General features: G+C 53.9%; 25 protein-coding genes. 14 read left to right on the plus strand and 11 right to left on the minus strand.

Going from position 1 to position 22,740, the window contains the following annotated elements; genetic code table 11:
- Positions 1–75: 75 nt before the first annotated feature.
- Positions 76–681: a TetR/AcrR family transcriptional regulator gene (locus K355_RS0106115; protein WP_022731233.1), complete on the plus strand. Its 606-nt coding sequence runs from the start codon at positions 76–78 to the stop codon at positions 679–681.
- Here K355_RS0106115 and K355_RS0106120 read toward each other — a convergent pair.
- Complete coding sequence (locus K355_RS0106120; protein WP_028791383.1) at positions 678–1,355, minus strand: GntR family transcriptional regulator; 678 nt, start codon at positions 1,353–1,355, stop codon at positions 678–680. The two genes, K355_RS0106115 and K355_RS0106120, sit on opposite strands and share 4 nt — an antisense overlap.
- A gap of 310 nt (positions 1,356–1,665) precedes the next feature.
- Here K355_RS0106120 and K355_RS0106125 point away from each other — a divergent pair, with 310 nt between their 5' ends.
- Both K355_RS0106125 and K355_RS0106130 read left to right on the plus strand, forming a co-directional pair.
- A complete protein-coding gene (locus K355_RS0106125) occupies positions 1,666–2,442 on the plus strand; it encodes a ferredoxin--NADP reductase (RefSeq protein WP_022731235.1) in 777 nt (258 codons plus the stop codon).
- Between the two features lie 231 nt (positions 2,443–2,673).
- Entirely contained in the window at positions 2,674–4,164 is a 1,491-nt protein-coding gene (locus tag K355_RS0106130; protein ID WP_022731236.1) for a methyl-accepting chemotaxis protein, read from the plus strand.
- 159 nt (positions 4,165–4,323) lie between these two features.
- On the opposite strand, the gene K355_RS0106135 is transcribed toward K355_RS0106130, so the two are convergent.
- The 4 genes from K355_RS0106135 to proC all read right to left on the minus strand — a co-directional run bounded on the left by K355_RS0106135 (position 4,324) and on the right by proC (position 7,055).
- Positions 4,324–4,668, minus strand: a complete 345-nt coding sequence (locus tag K355_RS0106135; protein ID WP_022731237.1) for a tRNA-binding protein — start codon at positions 4,666–4,668, stop codon at positions 4,324–4,326.
- A 168-nt stretch (positions 4,669–4,836) separates the two neighbouring features.
- Positions 4,837–5,289 carry a phasin family protein gene (locus tag K355_RS0106140; RefSeq protein ID WP_022731238.1) on the minus strand — a complete coding sequence of 151 codons (453 nt, stop codon included), beginning with the start codon at positions 5,287–5,289 and terminating at the stop codon, positions 4,837–4,839.
- Positions 5,290–5,489: 200 nt separating this feature from the next.
- Positions 5,490–6,206, minus strand: coding sequence for a TetR/AcrR family transcriptional regulator (locus K355_RS0106145; protein ID WP_022731239.1), 717 nt, complete (start codon positions 6,204–6,206; stop codon positions 5,490–5,492).
- Positions 6,207–6,239: 33 nt separating this feature from the next.
- The gene (gene proC, locus K355_RS0106150) at positions 6,240–7,055 is read right to left on the minus strand and encodes a pyrroline-5-carboxylate reductase (protein ID WP_022731240.1); all 816 of its coding nucleotides are present in this window, start codon (positions 7,053–7,055) and stop codon (positions 6,240–6,242) included.
- Positions 7,056–7,178: 123 nt separating this feature from the next.
- On the opposite strand from proC, the gene K355_RS0106155 reads away from it, so the two are divergent.
- On the plus strand, positions 7,179–7,382 hold the full coding sequence (locus tag K355_RS0106155) for a hypothetical protein (protein ID WP_147250353.1): 204 nt from the start codon (positions 7,179–7,181) through the stop codon (positions 7,380–7,382).
- 32 nt (positions 7,383–7,414) lie between these two features.
- Here K355_RS0106155 and K355_RS0106160 read toward each other — a convergent pair whose 3' ends face one another.
- Entirely contained in the window at positions 7,415–7,921 is a 507-nt protein-coding gene (locus K355_RS0106160) for a type III secretion system chaperone family protein (RefSeq protein WP_022731242.1), read from the minus strand.
- 201 nt (positions 7,922–8,122) lie between these two features.
- Positions 8,123–8,437: an accessory factor UbiK family protein gene (locus K355_RS0106165; RefSeq protein WP_022731243.1), complete on the minus strand. Its 315-nt coding sequence runs from the start codon at positions 8,435–8,437 to the stop codon at positions 8,123–8,125.
- A 219-nt stretch (positions 8,438–8,656) separates the two neighbouring features.
- Between K355_RS0106165 and rfaD the strand changes: the two genes are divergently transcribed.
- The 10 genes from rfaD to K355_RS23255 all read left to right on the plus strand — a co-directional run bounded on the left by rfaD (position 8,657) and on the right by K355_RS23255 (position 18,560).
- A complete protein-coding gene (gene rfaD / locus K355_RS0106170; protein ID WP_022731244.1) occupies positions 8,657–9,643 on the plus strand; it encodes an ADP-glyceromanno-heptose 6-epimerase in 987 nt (328 codons plus the stop codon).
- 110 nt (positions 9,644–9,753) lie between these two features.
- Positions 9,754–10,608: a prolipoprotein diacylglyceryl transferase gene (gene lgt, locus K355_RS23250; RefSeq protein WP_211219021.1), complete on the plus strand. Its 855-nt coding sequence runs from the start codon at positions 9,754–9,756 to the stop codon at positions 10,606–10,608.
- Positions 10,605–11,732 carry a class I SAM-dependent methyltransferase gene (locus tag K355_RS0106180; RefSeq protein WP_022731246.1) on the plus strand — a complete coding sequence of 376 codons (1,128 nt, stop codon included), beginning with the start codon at positions 10,605–10,607 and terminating at the stop codon, positions 11,730–11,732. The genes lgt and K355_RS0106180 overlap by 4 nt, the downstream gene beginning before the upstream one ends.
- Before the next feature lie 59 nt (positions 11,733–11,791).
- Positions 11,792–12,613 carry a peptidoglycan editing factor PgeF gene (gene pgeF, locus K355_RS0106185; protein ID WP_022731247.1) on the plus strand — a complete coding sequence of 274 codons (822 nt, stop codon included), beginning with the start codon at positions 11,792–11,794 and terminating at the stop codon, positions 12,611–12,613.
- A gap of 98 nt (positions 12,614–12,711) precedes the next feature.
- Positions 12,712–13,728: a hypothetical protein gene (locus K355_RS0106190; RefSeq protein WP_028791387.1), complete on the plus strand. Its 1,017-nt coding sequence runs from the start codon at positions 12,712–12,714 to the stop codon at positions 13,726–13,728.
- A gap of 302 nt (positions 13,729–14,030) precedes the next feature.
- The gene (locus K355_RS0106195) at positions 14,031–14,963 is read left to right on the plus strand and encodes a ribose-phosphate pyrophosphokinase (protein ID WP_022731249.1); all 933 of its coding nucleotides are present in this window, start codon (positions 14,031–14,033) and stop codon (positions 14,961–14,963) included.
- Between the two features lie 121 nt (positions 14,964–15,084).
- Positions 15,085–15,720: a 50S ribosomal protein L25/general stress protein Ctc gene (locus K355_RS0106200; RefSeq protein ID WP_022731250.1), complete on the plus strand. Its 636-nt coding sequence runs from the start codon at positions 15,085–15,087 to the stop codon at positions 15,718–15,720.
- A gap of 15 nt (positions 15,721–15,735) precedes the next feature.
- Positions 15,736–16,509: an aminoacyl-tRNA hydrolase gene (pth, locus tag K355_RS0106205; RefSeq protein ID WP_022731251.1), complete on the plus strand. Its 774-nt coding sequence runs from the start codon at positions 15,736–15,738 to the stop codon at positions 16,507–16,509.
- A 66-nt stretch (positions 16,510–16,575) separates the two neighbouring features.
- Positions 16,576–17,679, plus strand: a complete 1,104-nt coding sequence (gene ychF, locus K355_RS0106210) for a redox-regulated ATPase YchF (protein ID WP_022731252.1) — start codon at positions 16,576–16,578, stop codon at positions 17,677–17,679.
- Between the two features lie 143 nt (positions 17,680–17,822).
- A complete protein-coding gene (locus K355_RS23255; protein ID WP_022731254.1) occupies positions 17,823–18,560 on the plus strand; it encodes a glutamine amidotransferase-related protein in 738 nt (245 codons plus the stop codon).
- A gap of 22 nt (positions 18,561–18,582) precedes the next feature.
- On the opposite strand, the gene K355_RS0106225 is transcribed toward K355_RS23255, so the two are convergent.
- From K355_RS0106225 to napA, 4 genes are read right to left on the minus strand one after another with little or no spacing between them, the layout of a single operon-like run.
- On the minus strand, positions 18,583–19,119 hold the full coding sequence (locus tag K355_RS0106225; RefSeq protein WP_022731255.1) for a DUF2478 domain-containing protein: 537 nt from the start codon (positions 19,117–19,119) through the stop codon (positions 18,583–18,585).
- 21 nt (positions 19,120–19,140) lie between these two features.
- Positions 19,141–19,731: a cytochrome c3 family protein gene (locus tag K355_RS0106230; RefSeq protein ID WP_022731256.1), complete on the minus strand. Its 591-nt coding sequence runs from the start codon at positions 19,729–19,731 to the stop codon at positions 19,141–19,143.
- 11 nt (positions 19,732–19,742) lie between these two features.
- A complete protein-coding gene (locus tag K355_RS0106235) occupies positions 19,743–20,207 on the minus strand; it encodes a nitrate reductase cytochrome c-type subunit (RefSeq protein ID WP_022731257.1) in 465 nt (154 codons plus the stop codon).
- Between the two features lie 11 nt (positions 20,208–20,218).
- A complete protein-coding gene (gene napA, locus K355_RS0106240; RefSeq protein WP_022731258.1) occupies positions 20,219–22,723 on the minus strand; it encodes a nitrate reductase catalytic subunit NapA in 2,505 nt (834 codons plus the stop codon).
- Positions 22,724–22,740 lie beyond the last annotated feature (17 nt).

The raw sequence follows: 22,740 nt of genomic DNA on the forward strand, positions 1-22,740 counted from the left end.
ACGATGCGTATATTAACTAACGACATACGAAGCGTATGTCAATTGCATATGATGCGTATATGAAAGAGGTGGGACATGGCGACAACAACCCGCGCAGCTAAAATGGCGGAAACGCGTGCAAAACTGATTGCCGCAGGCCGCAAGGCATTTGCGGAAAAAGGCTATTCCGGTGCATCGATGGACGATCTGACAGCAGATGTCGGTTTGACGCGCGGTGCGCTCTATCACAACTTTGGTGACAAGAAGGGATTGATGGCGGCGGTTGTGGATGAGATCGACACCGTTATGGCGACACGCGCACATGAAGCGGGTCAGAAAGCCGGAGGTAGCTGGAAAGGTCTTCTGGCCGAAGGGGCGGCCTATATCGAGATGGCGCTTCAGCCCGAAGTGCAGCGGATCGTGTTGCTTGATGGTCCGGCGGTGCTTGGCGATCCGTCACAATGGCCAAGTCAGAACCGATGTCTTCAGGCAACAATCGCGACCTTGCAGGACCTTGCGGCCGAGAAGGCGATCAAGCCTGTTGATATTGAAGCCTTCGCGCGGCTTCTGAACGGTGTCGCACTTAATGCCGCACTTTGGGTTGCCGCAAGTGAGACTCCAGAAGCGACCCTGCCCAAGGTCGTAGCGGCGTTCGAATGTCTTGCGTCTGGTGTTCTGGTAACGCCAGAAAGCAGTGTTTAGGACGCGTGATCATTGAAATGATCGTCGGACAGGGCCTGCACCAATTGGCGCGACTGATCGACGTGATCGATCATGATAGACTCGGCCCGTTTGGCATCCCCTTGTTTGATCGCGGCAACGATTTCGCGGTGTGCGCCATTGGTCGCCAGGACCTTCTCGTCGGCGACAAGCACACGAAATTGCAGCCAATAGACATTATTGGCGATCCGGCGCAGCTGTTCGCATAGCAGGGCATTGCCGCTGACATCGGCAAACAGCATGTGAAAGGCAAGGTTATGACGCGACATGGCGGTGAGGTCGCGGGCGGCCTCGGCGCGATCAAGCTGGTCCTGGATGGTTTCAAGTGGGCTGATGTCTGCGTGCAGCATTGGTGTCGCCAACCGTACCGCCAGTCCTTCCAGCGCGCTTCGGACGGTAAACAGGTCATCGACTTCGCGCCGGGTCATGTGCCTGACACTGACACCGCGATATGGCTGGGAAAGCAGCAGGCCGTCGGAGGTCAACTGACGAAAGGCTTCGCGCACAGACGGGCGGCTCACCGACAGTTTCTTGGCAAAGTCGATTTCGGTCAGCCGCTGTCCGGGGGCCAGACGGCCTTCGCGGATGGCATTGGTGATGGCGTCCGTGATGTGCTGAACTGTCAGGTTGTCGGGTTTTTCTGCGGCAGTTTGCATCATATATCACCCGTTTGCGGTGGATCATTGTTCGCCCGGTTCTGATCGGGTATCACACAGCAATGCCGTGTTGCCAATCGCGGCAGGTCACTCTATCGTGCATGATTGTCAGACAATATTCTACATATATTTTGTATAAATTTGTGTAATTCACACAAAAATTACAAAAAATGAGATTGTTTTCTTGCGATATACGGTGAAGTGATGTTAAATCGCGCCAACTTGGCATGGACGTTTTGCCGGGATATACATCCTTATTCCCGCCGCGCCCCTGAAAACATCTTTAGACGAAACGGATTGATGCAGCGTTATGGCCAGCAATTTTAACGAAGAAACCGTCACCTATGTCCATCACTGGACGGACACTCTCTTCACGTTCAAAACCACGCGTGATCCGGGCTTTCGGTTCATCAATGGTCAGTTCGCGATGATCGGCCTCGAAGTTGAAGGCAAGCCGCTTTTGCGCGCCTATTCGATGGTCAGTGCGAACTATGACGAGGAACTTGAATTCTTTTCGATCAAGGTGCCCGATGGACCGCTGACGTCGCGTTTGCAGCACGTCAAGCTGGGTGACAAGATCCTGGTAGGGCGCAAGCCAACCGGAACCCTGATCCATGACAATTTGCTGCCGGGCAAAAACCTGTGGCTGTTGTCGACCGGTACCGGTCTGGCGCCGTTCATGAGCGTGATCCGCGATTACGAAACCTACGAGCGCTATAACAAGGTTGTTCTGGTGCATGGCTGCCGCGAAGTGCGTGAACTGGCCTATCAGGAATTCATTCACAGCGAACTGCCCAACAATGAATTCTTTGGCGAAGACGTTCAGAGCAAGCTTCTGTACTATCCGACCGTCACCCGCGAAGAGTTCAAAAATCAGGGCCGCATCACCGAACTGATGAAATCGGGCAAGCTGTATAGCGACCTTGGCCTGCCCAAGCCATCCCTTGAAAATGACCGCTTCATGCTGTGTGGCAATCCGGAAATGATTGCCGACACCCGCGAAATGCTGGTCGAGTGGGGTGGCAAGGAAGGCAACATGAATGAGCCGGGCCATTTCGTGATCGAAAAAGCGTTCGTCGAGAAGTAATTTCAAGGCTTGATAACGCTGGTTTCAAAAATAATCGTCTATTTTAAAAGGGCACAGCGCATTGCGTTTGTGTCCTTTTTAATGTTTTGATCCAAAAATATATACCTATGGATATGCTGCTCCCCAAATGGGGATATTTTTGTATAGGTGTTTTGCGTAAATTCCTCTCAACGCCGCGTTCGGCAGTAAGAGGCAGTGTTCTGCCTTAATGACGATTGATAGGAGTTTACCATGGCTATCTTCAATTTTTTTAAGCGCAACACCGGTTCTCTGGCGAAAGAGACTTTGACAGCACTTGACCAGTCGCTGGCCGTTATCGAGTTTGATCCGCAAGGAACGATATTGCGGGCAAATGATAACTTTTTGTCGGTCCTGGAATATGAGCTGGCCGAAATCGTTGGCAAGCATCACGCGATATTTGTGCCTGCTGAGATCAAAAACAGTCCGGACTACGATCTGTTCTGGTCTGATTTGCGCGGGGGTACTTTTAAATCCGCAGCATTCCCACGCATTACCAAAAGCGGCCAGCGGGTTTGGATCGAAGCAACCTATAACCCGGTGCGCAATAAAAAAGGCGAGGTTGTCAAGATCGTCAAATTTGCATCCGACATCACCAAGCGTCAGCAGACCTTTGCCGATTTCGAAGGCAAGGTAAATGCGATCAACCGCAGCCAAGCGGTGATTGAGTTTGATCTTCAGGGAAACATTCTGGACGCCAACGACAATTTCCTGAATGTGATGGGCTATGAACTGTCGGAAGTTGTTGGTCGCCGCCACAAAATCTTTGTCGATCCGCAATATTCAAGCAGTGCAGAATATGACGAATTTTGGAAAGATTTAGGTCGCGGGAATTTCTGTGCAAAGCAGTTCAAGCGCATTGCCAAGAGCGGCAAAGAAATCTGGATCGAGGCGTCTTACAATCCGATCTTTGACCCTGACGGCAATCCTTACAAAGTCATCAAATATGCCACCGATATTACCGAGCAGGTGAACTTGCTGTCGGAGCTTAAGGCGATGATCGATACCAATTTCACTGAAATCGATCACAGTCTGGGCGAGCTTGATCAACGATCAGACGTGGCAACTTCGTCATGTGAAGAAACATCTGAAAATGTTCAGGCGGTTGCTGCGGGGACCGAGCAACTTGCCGCATCGATTGCAGAAATTTCGCGCAGCATGTCTGAGGCGCGGGCGTCAACTGATATGGTTTTCGAAAAGGCGGTTCAGGCGGGGGCATCGACCGGCAGAATGACCGAACTGGTCGGCGCGATGAGCAATATCATCGACGTCATTCAAGGTATTGCCGGGCAGATCAACTTACTGGCACTCAACGCAACGATTGAGTCCGCCCGCGCGGGGGAAGCTGGCAAAGGGTTTGCAGTGGTTGCGACGGAGGTTAAAAATCTTGCCAATCAGGTGGCCCGCGCGACAGAGCAGATCACCGGTGAGATTGAAGGCGTTCAGAATATCGCCGAGGAAGTCACTGGCGTTCTTGGCACCATTCAGGGCGATGTCGAAGGGGTTGTAAATAACGTCACCACGATTTCGTCAGCGGTTGAAGAGCAAAGTGCGGTGACCCAGGAAGTGTCGGGCAATATGCAGCGCATGGCAGAATCGGTTGAACGGTTTTCATCGACCGTGCGTTATATCCGCGATGCGTCATCGCTGGTGTCGGGTACTGTAGGGCGCACACGCGAAGCGGCAGTGGTTCTTGCAAGGTAGCTGGTGACAGCTATGAGGCAGAGTGGGCGGGGACATGATGTGTTCCCGCCTAATTTTTTGGAAAAGGGCGACCTTTAAAAACGATTTGTTCCGCAAAGTCGGGCGTTCAAAGCTTTGTTCCCATCGGTCATGCACAGCCTATGCCCCAAAACCTGACGGTTAAAACAGTCGACTGCCATTTGGGACTTCCTGATCAGGTTTGATCAGAACGATGCCTTTGTCATCCGCGCCGTCGGGAAAACCCAAACACAGGAATTCGGACATGAACGGTCCGACCTGCTTTTTGGGGAAGTTGATAACGCCCGCGACCTGACGGCCGATCAGCTTTTCGGGGGTGTAATATTTGGTGATCTGGGCTGATGTTTTTTTGGTGCCGATGTCCGGGCCGAAATCCACCCACAGTTTTAAGGCCGGGCGGCGGGCTTCGGGGAAGTCTTGCGCATCAATGACGGTGCCAACGCGGATATCGACTTTTAGAAAATCATCAAAACTGATTTCGCTCATGATGTGGTCTCCTTGTTATGGCGCCAGATTAATGCGGGACGTCTGGTCTGAGAAGTCCAAAGCACGGGCCGGGCCAAAGTCAGGAGTTTGAGCAAAACATAAGAAAAATGGCAGGACCAGAAGGTCCTGCCATCAAGTAGATTACGGGAAGTGTAAAGCGTTAAGCTGTTACTTCGCGACCGCACTCTTTTCGATTACGGTTTTGAATTCGTCGAGAGAATCGGTAAAGCGAGTCTGCAGAAGAGAAAGTGCCTCTTCCTGAGACTTGGTTACCAGACCTGACAGTTCCTTGGCATTCGAAAGTGCTTCTTCGTATGCGGCTTTCGCGACTTCGGTCTGCTTTGCAGCAGACGCCATCGGGTCGTCAGCGGATGTAGCAGCAAAATCTTTGCCCTGCGTCTGGACTTTGTCCAGCAGCGACTTGAAGATTTCACCCTGGCGCTGAGCAACAGCCTGGAAACCATCGAAGGCTACCTTGTTGGCTTTGGTCAGGGCTTCCATGTTTTTACGCTGGAAAGCCATCATTTCGTTCACGTCAACACCCGGAATTTTAAAGTCCGCGGTGTACTTGGTGAAGTCGAGATCAAAGAACGGGTTCGTTGCCTTTTTTGCGGCGGTCATGGTTTGCACTCCATCTAAAAATTTGAACATTTATGGAATGAGGCGCTATTGTGCGCCGCACAAATTCAACTGCAATATGAAGGAATGGATCGCTTTCGTCAAGGATTATTTTGCACTGCACAAAAACCGTAAGGTTATTGTTTTATGTCGGTAACATAACCCTGAGTGTTCATGTATCTTTTGGATTTTAGATCAGATACTTAGGGTGCCGTTGCAGAAGATCCACTGGTCTGTGCGGGCGTTTGCGCCGTGGTTTCCTGTTGGGATGAACCATGATTTTTTGCTGCAAAGCGGTGATATTTTTTTGAAATTTTGCCGCACAGGTGGTGTGCTTTGCCAAGACCCTTTTCAACCCGGGCGTCCCATGTTGCGGCCTTTGACAATTCACGATCAAGCAGGGCCATGGTCGGGCCAAAGTCGGTGCTGGTGTCGTCAAGCCACAGCTTAAAGCAGCGGGCATAGATCCCGGTCATCGCGGCAATGCGCAGGCTGCCGTGAAGGCCACCGGTGCGAAAGCCTGCCGCGTCGAGCATCCAGCGCATCGATCCGAAATGAGTTTTAATGGCGCGCAAAGAATCTGCCGGGCCAAGATCGCCACGTGCGCACAGGATCGAGCGCAGGGCAGGGCGATAGGCCGCCAGCGCATCAAAGCGCGCCATCACAATCGCAATAAGCCGGTCATGGCCGGGTTCGTTGAAATCTTCGGCATCGAGATCGGCGAGAACGTCGCGGTCGATTTTATGGATGAATTTGCGAAGGATATCGCCCTTGCCACGACAATGGTCGTAACAGTCCGCAACCGTCACGCCAGCCGCTTGGGCGATATCAATCAGGGTGACGTCATGCCAGCTTTTATCGGCGGCCAGTTTCATGGCGGCCGTGATCAGGGTATTTGGGATATCCTTTTTCGCAGGCATGACTGTACTCCTTATTGGTGGAGGCGGGGTGTTTTAGCCCGCCAGTTCGACCGACCGTTTGCGGGCGGCTTCAACCGCGCGGGTCATCAGTTCGGGCAGTCCTGATTTTTGATCCATCAGAACATTAAGGGCGGCCGCCGTGGTGCCTCCCGGGCTTGTGACATTCTGGCGCAGGGTTTCTGCGGTTTCTTCGCTGCTATCAAGCAGGAAGCCCGCACCAACCACGGTCTGACGGGCAAGCAGCATCGCCTGTTCTGCGGGGAGCCCTGCGGTTTCACCCGCCTGTGCCATGGCTTCGACCAGATGGAAGATATAGGCCGGTCCGCTTCCCGACAGGGCCGTAACCGCATCCATCAGGCTTTCATCCTCGACCCAGGACACAAGACCGACGGTTTTAAGCAGGGTTTCGCACATGTTGCACTGGGCGATGCTGACATTTTCAGTTGGGCACATCACGGTCATGCCGCGCGAGACCGCAGCTGGTGTGTTGGGCATGGCGCGCACAATGCGGGCGTTTTCGCCCAGATGGCTGGTAAAGAATTCAATGGTTTTGCCAGCAGCCACCGACAGAAACACGGTTTCGGCGCGTGCAAGCGGCTTATAGGCGTCAATCACATCAGGCAGGACCTGTGGCTTGACGGCAAACAGCACGACTTGCGGGCTAAAGTCCTTGGGCACGTCTTTGACATCGGTGATGCCATTGATGCCGTAGCTGGTTTGGAGTTTCTCGGCCGCTTCGGGCTGCTCAACAATATAGACATTGCTGGCAACAAGCCCCTGCGCAAGCCAGCCTTCGAGCATGGCACTGCCCATCTTTCCGCAACCGACCAGCAAAAGGCGCGTATTCATAAAATTGCTCCGCTTTATCCATCCGATACTGTTGTGCGGGGTGCAATCAACAGTCGTGATTCAATGCCGTAGCGATCTTCTCAAGGTGGGTCAAGTCAGGCCGTAGGGCAAGAGGTGGCAAAGGTGGGAACACCAAAAATAGTTATGTACATCACAGCGGGGTGTTTGGCTGTGGTTGGTGGGTTTTGCCGGATTTTATTTTGTTCGGTGTTTGGCTTGAAGCGCGAAGATGATGTTTGTTTTGTTTTGCCGACCGTGCGGGAAAATCGAAAAAAAAGCGGTGCAACAGGGCGTTATATGCAAAAGGACGGCACTATGCCGTCCTGATACGCGTGATTGGTGGAAGTGGGTTTGGGCGTTTACGCCTGTCCGAGCGGTTCGAGCATGGAATGCATCAACGCTTCGTCGGGGGATTTGCCCTGACCCAGTACGAAATTAAACGCCGGGAAAAACCGTTCACATTCCGAGACCGCAATGTCGATCATTTCTTCGAACTGTTCGACCATTGGGGGGACGTCGCCGCCAAACAACAGTGTGTGACGAAACAGCGGCATGTTTTCTTCGAGCCACAGACCGAAATGCCCGATCCAGAGTTGCTCGTTACATTTGGTCACCAGTTCATACATGCGCGGGCGCAATGGCTCGGGCACAAACAGGTCAAAGCAACATGCGATGTGCAATGCTTCTGCATCATCACGCCAGGTGAAATAGACCAGATACGTGCACCAATGGCCCGGAATCTCGACCACCACTTCATCGGTGCTGCGTCGTTCTATGTGCCATTGGTTGGTGCGGGCGATATCTTCAACAAGGAGCAACGGATTTTCGTCGTCCATATCGCCAATATCGTCGGGTTGGTCGTTCATATAAACCCAGCCTGTTTAAGCATATGCGAAAGGGCGCGCACTATATGCCGCGGCGTGCCGTGTTTCAACCGCCCTTAATCGCAGGACTGCAATGAGTTTCATGTCATTGTCGTCCTGCGTTCGCAATTGGCCGGATAAGACGGGGCTTATCCGATCAAAGAACGACGGTTATCTGACCTTAATGTGGGGAGTGCAGCCCGGTTATACGTCTTTTTTCGCAGTTGTTTTTGCGCTGGTGCGTTTTGCTGCCGGTTTCTTGGGCGCATCGGCAACGGCAAGACGTTTTTCAAGATCGGTAATTTTGGCTTCGAGCGCGTCAATGCGTTCGGCTGCGCGAATGGCAACATCATGCACGACGTCGAATTCTTCGCGGGTGACCAGATCCATGTTCACCAGGATTTTCTCAAACTGCTGACGGATCATTGCGTCGACTTCGCCTTTGACGCCGGTCATGGTGCCCAGTGCAGAATTGGTGACACGGGTCAGGTCATCGAGAATGCGGTTATTGATCTGCATGGTTGTCTCCGGCTTTGGGGTCAATATGTTGAGCGTAATATGGTTGGTAATGCCGTGCGGGGCAAGTTGATCGTCTGTTTGGGCGAGAATATCGTTCTTTTCTATGGCTTTTCTTGCTCCCGATCAGGCGCGGTCCTATAAAGTGGTCAGATTTTTAGATGACAGCGCCCCGCGCAAGGGCCGTTAGGGAACGGGAATGCCTTCCGTCAGGAGAATGTGATGCTTATCGTTACCGGTGGTGCCGGATTTATCGGCTCCAACATTGTTGCCGCCCTTGAAGACCGCGGCAAAACCGACATTGTTGTCGTGGATCGCCTGCGCGATGGCATCAAATGGAAAAACATTGCCAAGCGTAATTTGCGTGACATCATTCATCCCGATGAACTGCCAGCATTTCTTGAACAGCATTCGGGCGATGTCGATGCGATTTTCCACATGGGTGCGATTTCCGCGACCACCGAAACCGACGCGGACAAGATCGTTGCCAACAACCTGAAACTGACCACGTGGCTTTGGGAATGGTGTTCGCGCCATTCAGCGCGCCTGATCTATGCATCATCGGCGGCAACATATGGCGATGGCAAGCAGGGCTTTGATGACAGCTTTAACGAAGGCGACATGGCGAAACTGGCGCCACTTAATGCTTATGGCTGGTCAAAACATGCGACTGATCGCCGGTTCCGCCGCATTCTGGATCAAAACGGTTTCCGCCCCAAACAGTGGGCCGGATTGAAGTTTTTCAACGTCTATGGCCCCAATGAATATCACAAGGGCGGCATGCGTTCGGTCGTCTCCCAAATGTTTGACAAGCTGTCGGCGGGGGAAACCGCGACCCTGTTTAAATCGCACCATCCCGATTATGAAGATGGCGGGCAGTTGCGTGATTTTGTCTGGGTCGGCGATGTCGTCAATATCATCATGTGGCTTTATGACCACCCCGATGTCAGCGACCTGTTTAACATCGGGACCGGCAAGGCACGCAGTTTCAAGGATCTGGCACTTTCGGTGTTTGATGCGATGGGCAAGGCGCCCGACATTAAATACGTACCAACACCAGAATCGATCCGCGACAAATACCAGTATTTCACTGAGGCCAACATGGCCAAGCTGCGCCAAGCAGGCTATGACGCGGAGATGACGTCGCTTGAAGAAGGTGTGCGGTGCTATGTGCAGGATTATCTGGCAACAGACGATCCGTTCCGCTGATCAAATGGGGATTTGGGCGCCCAAAAGGTGACTGCCATGATGCTGCCCATATCCTTTGTGACATCCTGATACGCCATTTTGTTTAATCCTCGTTTCGGACCGGAGTTTTTTTGATGCTCAGCCTTGCCTTTCCGGCAATAGACCCGATTGCGATTTCCATCGGCCCGATTGCCATTCGCTGGTATGCGCTGGCCTATATCGCTGGCCTTCTGATCGGGTGGCAATACGTGGTGTATTATTGCACCAAAACCCCAAAGATCATGAGCAAAAACGATGTTGATGATTTGCTGTTCTGGGCCACACTTGGGGTGATCCTTGGCGGGCGGATTGGCTATGTGCTGTTTTACAATTTCGATTACTATATCGATAACCCGGCCAATATCCTGAAGGTCTGGCAAGGCGGCATGGCATTCCATGGCGGCTTTATGGGCGTGATTGTTGCGATTATCCTGTTTGCGCGCAAACGCGGGATTTCGATCCTTGCGGTTCTCGATGCTGCGGCGGTGGCGACACCGATTGGTTTGTTTTTTGGCCGGATTGCCAATTTCATCAATGGCGAGCTGTTTGGCCGTGCGACCGATGCGCCGTGGGGCATGGTGTTCCCCAATGGCGGACCGATGCCACGCCATCCAAGCCAGCTTTATGAAGCAGCCCTTGAAGGGCTGATCCTGTTTGTCGTTCTGTTTGTGTTGTCGCGCAGTGCGTTCGTGCGCCACCGTCCGGGGATTCTTGGCGGGACGTTCGTTGCCGGGTATGGCATTTCGCGGATCATTATCGAGTTTTTCCGTCAGCCCGACGCACAGCTTGGCTATCTGGTGGGCGGGACGACGATGGGGCAATTGTTGTCGATTCCGATGGTTCTGGCCGGGGCGGCTGTCATTGCATATGCCTTGAAGCGCAAGCCGATTGAAACCCGTGTCCATCCCAAGGATGATCTCAAAAGAAAAGATGGAAAGACCGCGTGACCGAACCGTCTGCGAACCCGCTACTTGAACATATCAAACGCCGGATTTCGTTGTCCGGGCCGATCACGATTGCCGATTTCATGAATGAGGCCCTCGCCCATCCTGAATATGGTTATTACCGCAAACAGGACCCGTTTGGCCGGGCGGGGGATTTTATTACCGCGCCTGAAATCAGCCAGATGTTTGGCGAGTTGATTGGTCTTTGGGCGGCGGTGAGCTGGCAACAGATGGGTGGTCCGTCGAAAATCGATCTGGTCGAATTGGGGCCGGGGCGCGGAACCTTGATGTCCGATGCCCTGCGCGCGGTGCGTAATGTGCCGGGCTTTAGTGATGCGATCACGGTGCGGTTTGTTGAAACCAGTCCGGTTTTGCGCACCCATCAGCAAACATCAATCATGCCATATGGCATTCCCGCAACATGGCACGAAGCGTTTGACGATATCCCCGGTCGGGCCGGTGTGCCGACGATTGTGATTGGTAATGAGTTCTTTGACGCGCTGCCGATCCGCCAGTTTGAACGCGGGGAAACCGGATGGGCCGAACGGCTTGTCGGGGTTGATGCAGAGGGTGGTGAACTTGGGTTTGTGCGCGGACGCGAAACGCCGGTGGCCGATGCGCTGGTGCCTGCGACCCTGCGCGGGACGGCTAAAAAGGGTGACATTTTTGAGTCCTGCGGCCCGGCGATTGCCATTGCCGATCAGATTGCGCGCCGTTTAAATGACAACGGCGGGGCGGCATTGTTTATCGATTACGGTCATCCCCATAGTGCGTTTGGCGATACGTTGCAGGCGGTAAAGGCCCATGAATATCATCCGGTTCTGAACCAGCCGGGCGATGTCGATTTGACAGCCCATGTTGATTTCGCCGCCATCTCGCGCGCGATGATTGAGGCGGGCGCGCGGACAGGGGCGGTATTAACCCAGGGGACGTTTTTGGTGATGCTGGGCATTGAACAGCGTGCCGAACTTTTAAAAACCGATGCCAGCGAAGATCAGGCAAAGGCGATTGATCAGGCACTTTCGCGGTTAATCGCGCCCGATCAGATGGGAACGCTTTTTAAAGTACTGATCGGCTATGGTGCGACGACGACACCCCCTCCCTGTATCAGTGGGGCAGAAGGGTAACCCGATTAACACCGCAAACGCCGACTGATGATGACGTAAGCACGGAGCACACCACACCAATGACCCATCCGATAACGCATGGCATCGCCCGTACCGTAAACGGGCTTGAGTGGTTTGAGGCCGAAAACCTTGGCGTGCCGTCAGTTCTGCGACACGGATTTTTCAGCCGCAAGGGCGGGGTTAGCGACGGCATTCACGGTGGGCTTAATGTCGGATTTGGCTCCGATGACGATAAGGACCGAGTGGCCGAAAACCGCGCACGTGCCGCCAAGTCATTTGCGGCGGCGCCCGATGACCTGACAACGGTGTATCAGGTGCATGGTACGGATGTTGCCGTGCTGGATCGGGCGCTGTCACGTGACGAGGCGCCAAAGGCCGATGCGATGGTGACAGACCGGCCGGGTATTATGCTGGGCATTCTGACCGCTGACTGTACCCCGGTTTTGTTTCATGATCCCAAAGCTGGCGTGATTGGCGCGTGCCATTCGGGATGGCGCGGGTCTTATGGCGGGGTTTCCGAAGCCACAGTGACGGCGATGGAAAAGCTGGGGGCGAGCCGCGAAAACATTATTGCTGCCGTTGGTCCGTGCATCGCGCGCGCCTCTTATGAGGTGGACGCCGCATTCCGCGATACGATCCTTGACGGACCAGAAGGCAACGAAGACCTTTTTGATGCGTCGTCGCGCGCCGGACACTATATGTTTGATCTGCCGGAATATGTGCATCGCCGCACGATTGCGACTGGCATTGCCAAGGTCGAACTTGTGGCGCGCGACACGTTGGCGCAAGAAGACCTGTTTTACAGTTACCGCCGGACGACGCTTCGCAAGGAGCCCGATTATGGCCGGCAGCTTTCCGCGATCATGTTGTCAGACGCGTAAGGGGGATACGCCATGCCACATTTGATTATGCTGTTTTTCTTTATGATCATCGTATCCATGGTTGGGTGCGTTTTGATGTGATTTTCAAAGTGGCTTTGATGAAATCGTTCCTCCGTACTTTCCTTCTTTTTGTTGTCACGATCATCCCGCTTGGTGCCTGCGGTGATTTGCCGCGCCCGTTTCAGGGTGCGGGGCGTGAAGGTGATCCGTCGCTTCTGGAATTGCGTGATACCGAAACCGTGCGGGTCGAAGGCGGCGAAGATTTGCCGGAAGGCGCATCACAGCATCTGGCACGGGCGATGGCGCGCGCATTGCGATCACGCGATATCCCGGCCTATAGCGACAGCCCACAAGGTGGCGATTATATCCTGCGTCCCAACGTTACGGCCAATCTGATTGATGCCGGGGCATCGGTTGATATTACGTGGGTTTTGATGCGTCCCGATGGCTTGGCGATTGATACCACAAAGGCCACAGGCGAATTGGGACCGGATCAGTGGTTTGCGCCTGTCCCAACGGGACCGGAGGACGGCGATCTTGCCGTTCCTAAGGAACTGGTGGAGAAAGTCCGCGATCTGGGCGGGATTGACCAAGACCCGCAAGAAGAAACCTATGACGCACTGGTCGCACAATCGGCCGACAAGATTGCCTTTATGATCACCGGGGACCGGACCGCATTGCGCGCAGCCCCGGTCATGAAAGTCGCCCTGATTGATTTTGCAGGCGCACCGGGAGATGGAAATACTGCCTTGGCAAGGTCGGCCGGGGCCCTTTTGCAATCCAAAGGGATCGAGATCGACAATACCGACATTGGGGATCATAGCGTAATCCTGTCGGCGACCACCCAAGTCACCCCGATTGATAAAAGCAAATCGCGTACACCGGTGGACCGGGTGTTGATCGAATGGGTGATCATGGATGTCGATGGCACGGAACTGGGCCAGATGAAGCAAAACAATGTGGTTCCGCACGGTAGCCTTGATGAACGTTGGGGCACAATCGCATCGCTTGCGGCACAGGCGGCGGTTGAATCCCTTGAAGGTGTTTTGGGCCAGATCGCCAACCGTAAACAATGGCAGTTGCGTGCACCTAAAAAGACCGCATCGGCGCGTTAGGGGGCTGTTGTCATATTGGTGTTGCGGGGGGATGGATGACTGCCTTGTCGTTATTCGCCATTGGGGCCATTTACAGACTGTTAACGGATGGGTATAAAGCCGCCGCGATCTGCCAAGATGCGGAGTAGCCAAATAGTGGTCTTTGAGTGTTGTGAATGTGTCGTTGTGCCGGATGGGGAAACCCTGAAAACCGGGGCTTTGAGCGGCAAGGGCATGCAGGGAACCATCCCGGCACTTCGTGCAGGGCGGAGTCGCAAATTCGTTTTTTCGCTTTCCCGGCACCCATTATCCGAGGCCCCGCTATGAAGATCCTCGCTGGTAACAGTAACCATCCCTTGGCTGAGGCAATTGCTGACCATCTGAACCTGCCGCTTACCCGCGCAGATGTTAAGCGATTCTCCGACGAAGAAATCTGGTGTGAAATTCAGGAAAACGTCCGCGGTGAGGACGTTTTTGTCATTCAGAGCACCTCTTATCCCGCAAACGACAACCTGATGGAACTTCTGGTGGTGATCGACGCACTGCGTCGTGGGTCTGCACGTCGCATCACGGCGGTCATGCCGTATTTCGGCTATGCCAGGCAAGATCGCAAATCGGGTCCCCGCACCCCGATTTCGGCCAAACTGGTTGCCAACCTGATTACTGTTGCCGGTGCAGACCGCGTTCTGACCATGGACCTTCATGCCGGTCAGATTCAGGGCTTCTTTGATATCCCGCTTGATAACCTGTTTGCGTCTCCGGTTCTGACCAGCGACATCCGCAACAAGTTCGAAGGCCAGAAACTGGTCATCGTTAGCCCGGATGTTGGCGGTGTTGCCCGTGCACGTTCGGTGGCAAAGCGTCTTGATGCCGAACTGGCGATCATTGATAAACGCCGCCCGCAGGCTGGTGTGTCGGAAGTCATGCATGTTATCGGTGATGTTAAGGATGCAGCCTGCATTCTGGTTGACGATATCGTGGACAGTGCCGGTACACTTTGCAATGCGGCAGGTGCATTGAAAGAACGCGGTGCGGCATCGGTTGCGGCCTATGTTTCGCATGGTGTTTTGTCGGGCCCGGCGGTTGAGCGTATTGCCAATTCGCCGATGTCCGAGGTGGTTACCACCGATTCGATCAAGGCATCGGATGCGGTGCGTACTTGCGCAAAAATCAGACAGCTTCCGATTGCGCCGCTGATGGCCGAGGCCATTCGTCGCATCTCGGAAGAAAAATCTGTTTCCGTTCTTTTCGATTGAGGGTATAAGGCCCTCGTCGCGCTGGCACCCCTGGAGGCCAGCGCGCTTGTTTTCGTGGGCTTTCAGCGGTGATTTACACCAACCTGCGTAAACAAATTTTATAGTTCAAGGAGATTTTCTGATGGCAAACTCTGTTATCACTGCGGAAATCCGTGAACGGGCCGGAAAGGGGGCCGCCCGTGCCGTGCGTCGTGCCGGTATGGTCCCTGGTGTTATTTATGGTGCAAAACAAGAACCTGTTATGTTCCAGATTGACCCGCGTCCGCTCGTTAAACTTCTGCATCAGCCTGGCTTCTTTTCTCACATTCTGACGGTTAACGTCGGCAAAGAGAAATACGAAGTCCTGCCACGCGACGTTCAGTTCGACAAAGTGACTGACGCACCGATCCATGTTGACTTCCTGCGCTTTGCAAAAGGCCAGACCATGAACGTGGAAGTTCCGGTTCGCTTCATCAACGAAGAGAAATCACCGGGTCTGAAACGCGGTGGCGTTCTCAATATCGTTCGTCACGACGTCGAAGTTAGCTGTGCGCCTGCTGCTATCCCGGAAGAACTGGTCTTCGACCTTACGGGTGTTGAAGTTGGTGACTCGATCCACATCTCGGCAATCAAATTGCCAAAAGGTGTTGAGCTTACGATTACCGACCGTGACTTTACCGTTGCAACCGTTGCTGCTCCGTCCGCTCTGAAATCGGAAGATAATGCCGATGACGCAGAAGATGGCGAAGAAGACGCAGCGGAATCGACCGAAGAATAAGATTGAGGTCTTAAGATGTTTTTGGTGGTTGGATTGGGAAACCCGGGATCGGGATATGCCGCCAATCGCCACAATATCGGCTTCATGGCGGCGGACGAACTCGTCCGCCGCCATTCTTTTGGTCCCTGGCGCAAAAAGTTTCAGGGCCAGATTTCGGAAGGTGACTTGAACGGGCAGAAAGTTCTGGTTCTGAAACCGGAAACCTTCATGAACCTTTCGGGGCAAAGCGTTGGCGAAGTGCTGCGCTTTTACAAGATTCCGGTCGAAGACGTTATTGTCCTGCATGATGAGCTGGACCTGCCGCCGGGCAAGTTGCGTGTGAAACGCGGCGGGGGCCACGGCGGACATAACGGATTGCGATCCATCGACGCCCATTGTGGCAAAGAATACCGTCGTGTGCGGTTGGGCATTGGACACCCCGGTGAAAAGTCACGTGTACATGACCATGTTCTGGGGGATTTTTCCAAATCCGAACAGGATGGCTGGCTGATGACGTTGCTTGACGCGGTGGCAGCCGAGTTTGCCCGACTGACCAAGGGCGATGACGGCGGCTTTATGAGCAAGGTGTCAAACATCGTGTCACCGCCAAAGCCAAAGGCGCCGAAGAAAGATAAACCAGCGGCCAGCAAAGCCAAAGGTGAGGCCAGCGAGCAAGAACCGGCTGGCGAAGATATGAACAATTTGTCGGGTGCTGCACAGGTGCGCATTGAAAAGGCCGATACCCCGGTCAGCAATGCCGCAAATGCGATGGCGCAAGCCCTTGCCAAGGCGTTTGGCAAAAAGAAATAGTCTTTCGGCTTGATCATATTCGAGCCGATCCTGATAGAAACAAATCAAGTTACGGAGCCCGGAAAGATGGGATTCAAATGCGGTATCGTCGGTATGCCAAATGTTGGTAAGTCGACCCTTTTTAACGCCCTGACCCAGACGGCTGCGGCCGAGGCGGCAAACTTCCCGTTCTGTACGATTGAGCCCAATACCGGGCGTGTCAGCGTCCCGGATGATCGTCTTGATAAAATTGCGGCGATTGGCAAGTCGGCAACCATCATTCCGACCCAACTTGAATTTGTCGATATTGCCGGTTTGGTGCGCGGTGCGTCCAAGGGCGAGGGGCTGGGCAACCAGTTTCTAGCCAACATTCGCGAAACCGATGCGATTGTCCATGTGCTGCGCTGTTTCGAAGATGGTGATATCACCCATGTTGACGGATCGGTTGATCCGGTGCGCGATGCGGAAACCATCGAAACCGAATTGATGCTTGCCGATATGGAAAGCTTGGAAAAACGTATTCCGGGCCTTCAGAAAAAAGCCCGCCAGAACGAAAAAGAAGCCGTTCTGACGATGGAGCTGATCGAACGGTCTTTGGTTGCGTTGCGCGAAGGCCAACCAGCCCGTACCGTCAAAATTGATGGTGAGGACGAAGAAAAAGCGTTTCGTATGTTGCAGCTTTTGACCAGCAAACCGATCCTTTATGCGTGCAATGTTGACGAAGACAGTGCGGCCGAGGGCAACGCGCTTTCGGCCAAGGTTGCCGAAATGGCCGCTGCACAGGGCGCGCGTTCGGTGGTGATTTCAGCGGCAATCGAGTCTGAAGTAGCCTTGCTTGACAGTGCCGAAGACAAAAAGGAATTCCTCGAAGGTCTTGGCCTTTCGGAAACCGGTCTGACGCGGTGTATCCGTGAAGGATACAAGCTGCTTGACCTTCTGACTTTCTTTACCGTCGGTCCGAAAGAAGCACGCGCCTGGACGGTGTATAAAGGGGCGACTGCGCCGAATGCGGCGGGCGTCATTCATACCGATTTTGAACGCGGTTTCATCAAGGCCGAAACCATTGCCTATGATGACTTCATCGCATTCAACGGTGAAGCTGGCGCGCGCGATAACGGTAAGCTGCGTCAGGAAGGCAAGACCTACATCGTTAAGGACGGCGATATCTTCCATTTCAAGTTTAACGTTTAAGACGCATATTAAACGTAACGAATTCAAAGCCGTCGCAGATTTGCGGCGGCTTTTTCGTATTTGACAGGGCCGGTTCGGGTGCGAAGGGGTTGTCAAAATGGCCCGAAAAGGTCACCCTTCGCGAACGCAGTAATGAGGTCACGATGAACGAACTAAGCCCGGCAAAACGCATTCTTCTGGTTTTCAACTCCGCCACCGGTCAACCGGGCCGGGTTGGGGATGTCATGCGTCGCTATGGCTATACGTTCGATATTCGTCGTCCAGGCGAAGGCGATGTCTTGCCCCATGATCTTAGCGGCTACCACCTTGTTGTTGTGTTTGGCGGCCCGATGAGTGCCAACGAGGATGATCTGGGCAATGTCAGTGCGATCATGGACTGGTTGCCCAAGGTTGTTGCCAGTGACGCGATGTATCTGGGCATTTGTCTTGGCGCTCAGATGATGGCGCGTCACCTTGGTGCGTCGGTTGCCCCCCATCCCGATGGCCTGACGGAAATCGGCTATTACCCGGTTCAGGCGACAGAGGCAGGGCGCGATTTATTTCCCGACAACATGATGGTCTATCATTGGCACAGCGAAGGGTTCGGCTTGCCCGAGGGGGCCGAGCTGATGGCGACCGGGCCAACATTCCCCCATCAGGCCTATCATATTGATGGGCGCATCTGGGGCATTCAGTTCCACCCGGAAGTCGATGATGAAAGTCACGAACGTTGGCTGTCAGGGGCGGGGGACAAGACCGACCGCCCAAACGGGCAAGGCCCCGATGAACAGCGCGCAGGCCGGGCGAAATATGACGTAGATTTTGGCGCATGGTTTGAACGGTTTGCCGCCAAGGTGCTGGTAGCGGACCGCGCACCAGTGGTTGCCGGATGCGGTGACTGAGCCTGGTCACCGCCTGATTTCCTTAGGCGTTTTCCGTGACAGCAGTTCGATGGTTCTTGACCCATGTGAGAATGGCATTCTCGTCAAGCGGGAGTGTATCGGCAATGCCGCCGTGGAATTCGGCCCACGCATCGGCATATTCACCCCGCACCCCGACCAGTACAGGAATTTCAAGTTCCATCGCGCGTGAGATGACATCGCGAAGCCCGCGTCCTTCGGCCTCGCTTCGGCCAAAACGTGCGACGATCAAAAGATCACTTCCGGCTTCGATATCTTGTGCGAGTTGTTCCGACAAGCTCGATAGCGCATCGCCGTCGAGCTTGCAGCCCTTTGCCATGGCACCCCGGTTTTTCGTGATCGACATTTCCTCGCCGGATCGCAGGTTGCGGACATAGACCAAGGTGCCGCAATCACGGTCCTTATGGCGTTTTTGGACATAGCCAGAAATACGGTCGCACCGATAATGGGTCGTTATCTGGGTCAGTATGGCGTCAATTGGTTCCCTTGGCTGGAAACGTATCCCAGCCAGAAGGGGTTTAGATTGGGTGTCTTGTGTCACGCTGTCATATCCATCATCAGATTACTGCCATTCGGGAACACCCGACATGTCAGGTAGATGATGCGCGATCCCCTTGTGACAGTCGATACATGTCTTTTCACCGGTGAATAAAAATTTCTGATGGGCTTCGACGGCACGGGGGCTTTGACGGGTGATGTCCATTGATTCATCTGAATGGCAATTGCGGCATTCGAGCGAGTTATTGGCTTTAAGCCGCGCCCATTCATGCTGGGCCAGCTCAAGACGTTTATCGAGGAATTTATCGCGCGTGCTGATGGTGCCGAAAATCTTGCCCCAGACTTCTTTGGAAGCCTGCATTTTACGGGCGATCTTGTCGGTCCATTCATGGGGGACATGGCAGTCTGGACAGGTGGCGCGCACACCTGACCGGTTTGAGTAGTGAATGGTTGATTTTAGTTCGGCATAGACGTTGTTTTCCATTTCATGGCACGAAATGCAGAATTGTTCGGTGTTGGTGGCTTCCAGTGCGGTATTGAAACCACCCCAGAAAATGACGCCGGCGATAAAGCCGCCCACGGTCAGGAATGCCAGACTGTAATGGACACTGGGTGTCGTCAGAACTTTCCAGTACCGTTTCAGAAGATTAATCATCGCCAATCCCCCTATTCCGCAATACGTGTGCCGTTGTCAGGCAGAAGTTGATCAATATCGACAAAGTCATTATCGACCAAAGGTTTGACTTCTTTCTGCGGGACGTGGCATTGGGTGCAGAAATAACGACGTGGACTGACGGCGGCCAAGAACTGGTTGTCGCGGTCCATGAAATGCGTGATCGAAACCATGGGCGCCCCGCTTTCGCCGGTGCGTGAACGGGCATGACACGACAGGCATTTATTGGCATTGCGGTCGATTTGATATCCTTCGATATCATGCGGAATGGTTGGCGGTTGCTCCGGATAATTGCGCGGGCGTTTGACGCTGTTATCTTCAAAATTGGTAATGCGTGGTGCTGCGGATTCCTGATCCGGGGCGGTGCTGCGCAATGTTGTTATCGGTTCTGCGGCATATGCCATGCCAGCAATGCCAATGATGGCAAGCGACAGCAACCATTTTGGACTTATTTTCATGGCTTCCTCCCTCAGACTTTTTCAATGCGAATGGCGCATTTTTTGTAATCAGTCTGTTTTGACATTGGATCGGTGGCATCAAGTGTGACCTTGTTGATCAACTCGCTGGCATCGAACCAAGGAATGAAAACAAGTCCGCGAGGGGGCTTGTTGCGACCGCGTGTTTCAACCCGTGTGCGCATGTCGCCACGACGTGAAATGACCCGGATTTCGTCACCCCGCCTAAGCCCCTGTTCAGCGGCATCATCGGGATGCAGGAAGCACAAGGCATCTGGGAATGATCGGTAAAGTTCCGGCACGCGCTGGGTCATGGACCCTGAGTGCCAATGTTCCAGGACGCGTCCAGTGCAAAGCCAGAACGGATATTCTTCATCAGGGGTTTCAGCCGCTGGTTCATAGGGAAGGGCAAAGATGCGTGCCTTGCCATCCTTATGGCCATAAAACTCGACCCCGGCACCGGGGGTGACATAAGGGTCATATCCTTCGCGGTACCGCCAAAGGGTTTCCTTGCCGTCTACCACCGGCCAGCGCAGGCCGCGTTCCTTGTGATAGCGGTCGAACGGTGCCAGATCATGGCCATGACCGCGTCCGAAGGCCGCGTATTCTTCAAACAGGCCTTTTTGGACATAGAAGCCGTATTCTTCAGACTCGTTATTGTCGTAATCAGGGGCCGTTTCCTCAAGCGGGAACTTGTCGACGTTGCCGTTGCGATACAGAACGTCAAACATAGTTTTGCCGCGTAGTTCCGGTGCCTTGGCCAGAAGCTCTTCCGGCCAGACGTCCTCGATGGCAAAGCGTTTGGAAAATTCCATCAGTTGCCAAAGGTCGGACTTGGCGTTCCCCGGAGCCTGAACAAGTTGATGCCACATATGCGTGCGGCGTTCGGCATTGCCATAGCAGCCTTCTTTTTCCACCCACATTGCCGTGGGCAGGACAAGATCGGCAGCCTCGCAGGTTACGGTTGGGTATGCATCAGAAACGGCGATGAAGTTTTCCGGATTGCGGTACCCCGGCCAGGCTTCCTCGTTGATGTTGGCAGCAGCCTGCATGTTGTTATTACATTGCACCCAATAGGCGTTGAGTTTGCCGTCCTTGAGCATGCGGTTTTGTTCTACTGCGTGATAGCCAACCTTGTCGGGAATGGTGCCTTCGGGCAGTTTCCAGATTTCTTCGGCATGCTTACGGTGTTCGGGATTGGTGACGACCATATCGGCAGGCAGCCGATGGGAGAACGTACCAACTTCGCGCGCGGTGCCACAGGCGGACGGTTGCCCGGTGAGTGAAAACGGTGAATTGCCCGGCTCGGCAATCTTGCCGGTCAGAAGGTGGATATTGTAACACAGATTGTTGGCCCATACCCCGCGTGTATGCTGGTTAAAGCCCATGGTCCAGAACGATGTGACCTTGATCTTTGGATCGGCATAAAGTTCAGCCAGTGCTTCCAGACGTTCCTTGGGTACACCAGTCATTTCATGGGTTTTATCAAGCGTATATTCCGACACAAATTCGGCGTACTCGTCGAATGTCATGTCGGTTGAACCACCGGCATCGGATGCGTGTTCAGCTGATTGTTGGCGTGGATCTTCGGGGCGCAGGCCATACCCGATATCGGTATTGCCGCGCCGGAAAATGGTATGTTTGTTGACAAAGTCAGTATTGACCCGGTCGGTCGATATAATGTGGTTGGCGATGTAATTGAGGATCACCAGATCGGTCTGGGGTTTGAACACCATCGGGATGTCGGCCAGATCAAAGCAGCGATGTTCATAGGTCGACAGAACAGCGACTTTTACATGCGGGGCCGACAAACGCCGGTCCGTGACACGGGTCCATAGGATCGGGTGCATTTCCGCCATGTTGGAGCCCCACAGAACGAAGGCGTCTGCGACTTCCATATCGTCATAGCAGCCCATCGGTTCGTCCATGCCAAAGGTCCGCATGAAGCCAACAACGGCGGATGCCATGCAATGGCGGGCATTGGGGTCGAGATTGTTGGACCGGAAACCGGCTTTCATCAGTTTGGAGGCAGCGTACCCTTCAAACACGGTCCATTGGCCGGAGCCAAACATGCCGACAGATGTCGGACCTTTAGCCTTGAGGGCTGCTTTCCATTTCTCGGCCATGATATCGAATGCTTCGTCCCAGGACACCGGTTCGAAATCGCCATTCTTGTCATAGACGCCGTTCTTTTTGCGCAAGAGCGGTTCGGTCAGGCGATCCTTGCCATACATGATCTTGGACAGGAAGTACCCTTTGACGCAGTTAAGCCCCCGGTTCACCGGAGAGAGAACATCGCCATGGGTTGCAACGACATGATTGTCCTTGGTTGCGACCATGACCGAACACCCGGTGCCGCAGAACCGGCAGGGGGCCTTGGACCATTTGAGTTTGGTGTGTTCTGTCTCTGTCACCAGATTCTGTGCAGATGCTGGAAGACTGATGCCAGCGGCGGCAGCGGCAATTGCTGCTGCTTTTGCCTTAAGGGCATCGCGGCGGGATATCTTTGTCTTGAACATCGTTTGTTTCCTTGGGC

Source organism: Thalassospira lucentensis MCCC 1A00383 = DSM 14000 (assembly GCF_000421265.1).
Taxonomy (GTDB): Bacteria; Pseudomonadota; Alphaproteobacteria; order Rhodospirillales; family Thalassospiraceae; genus Thalassospira; species Thalassospira lucentensis.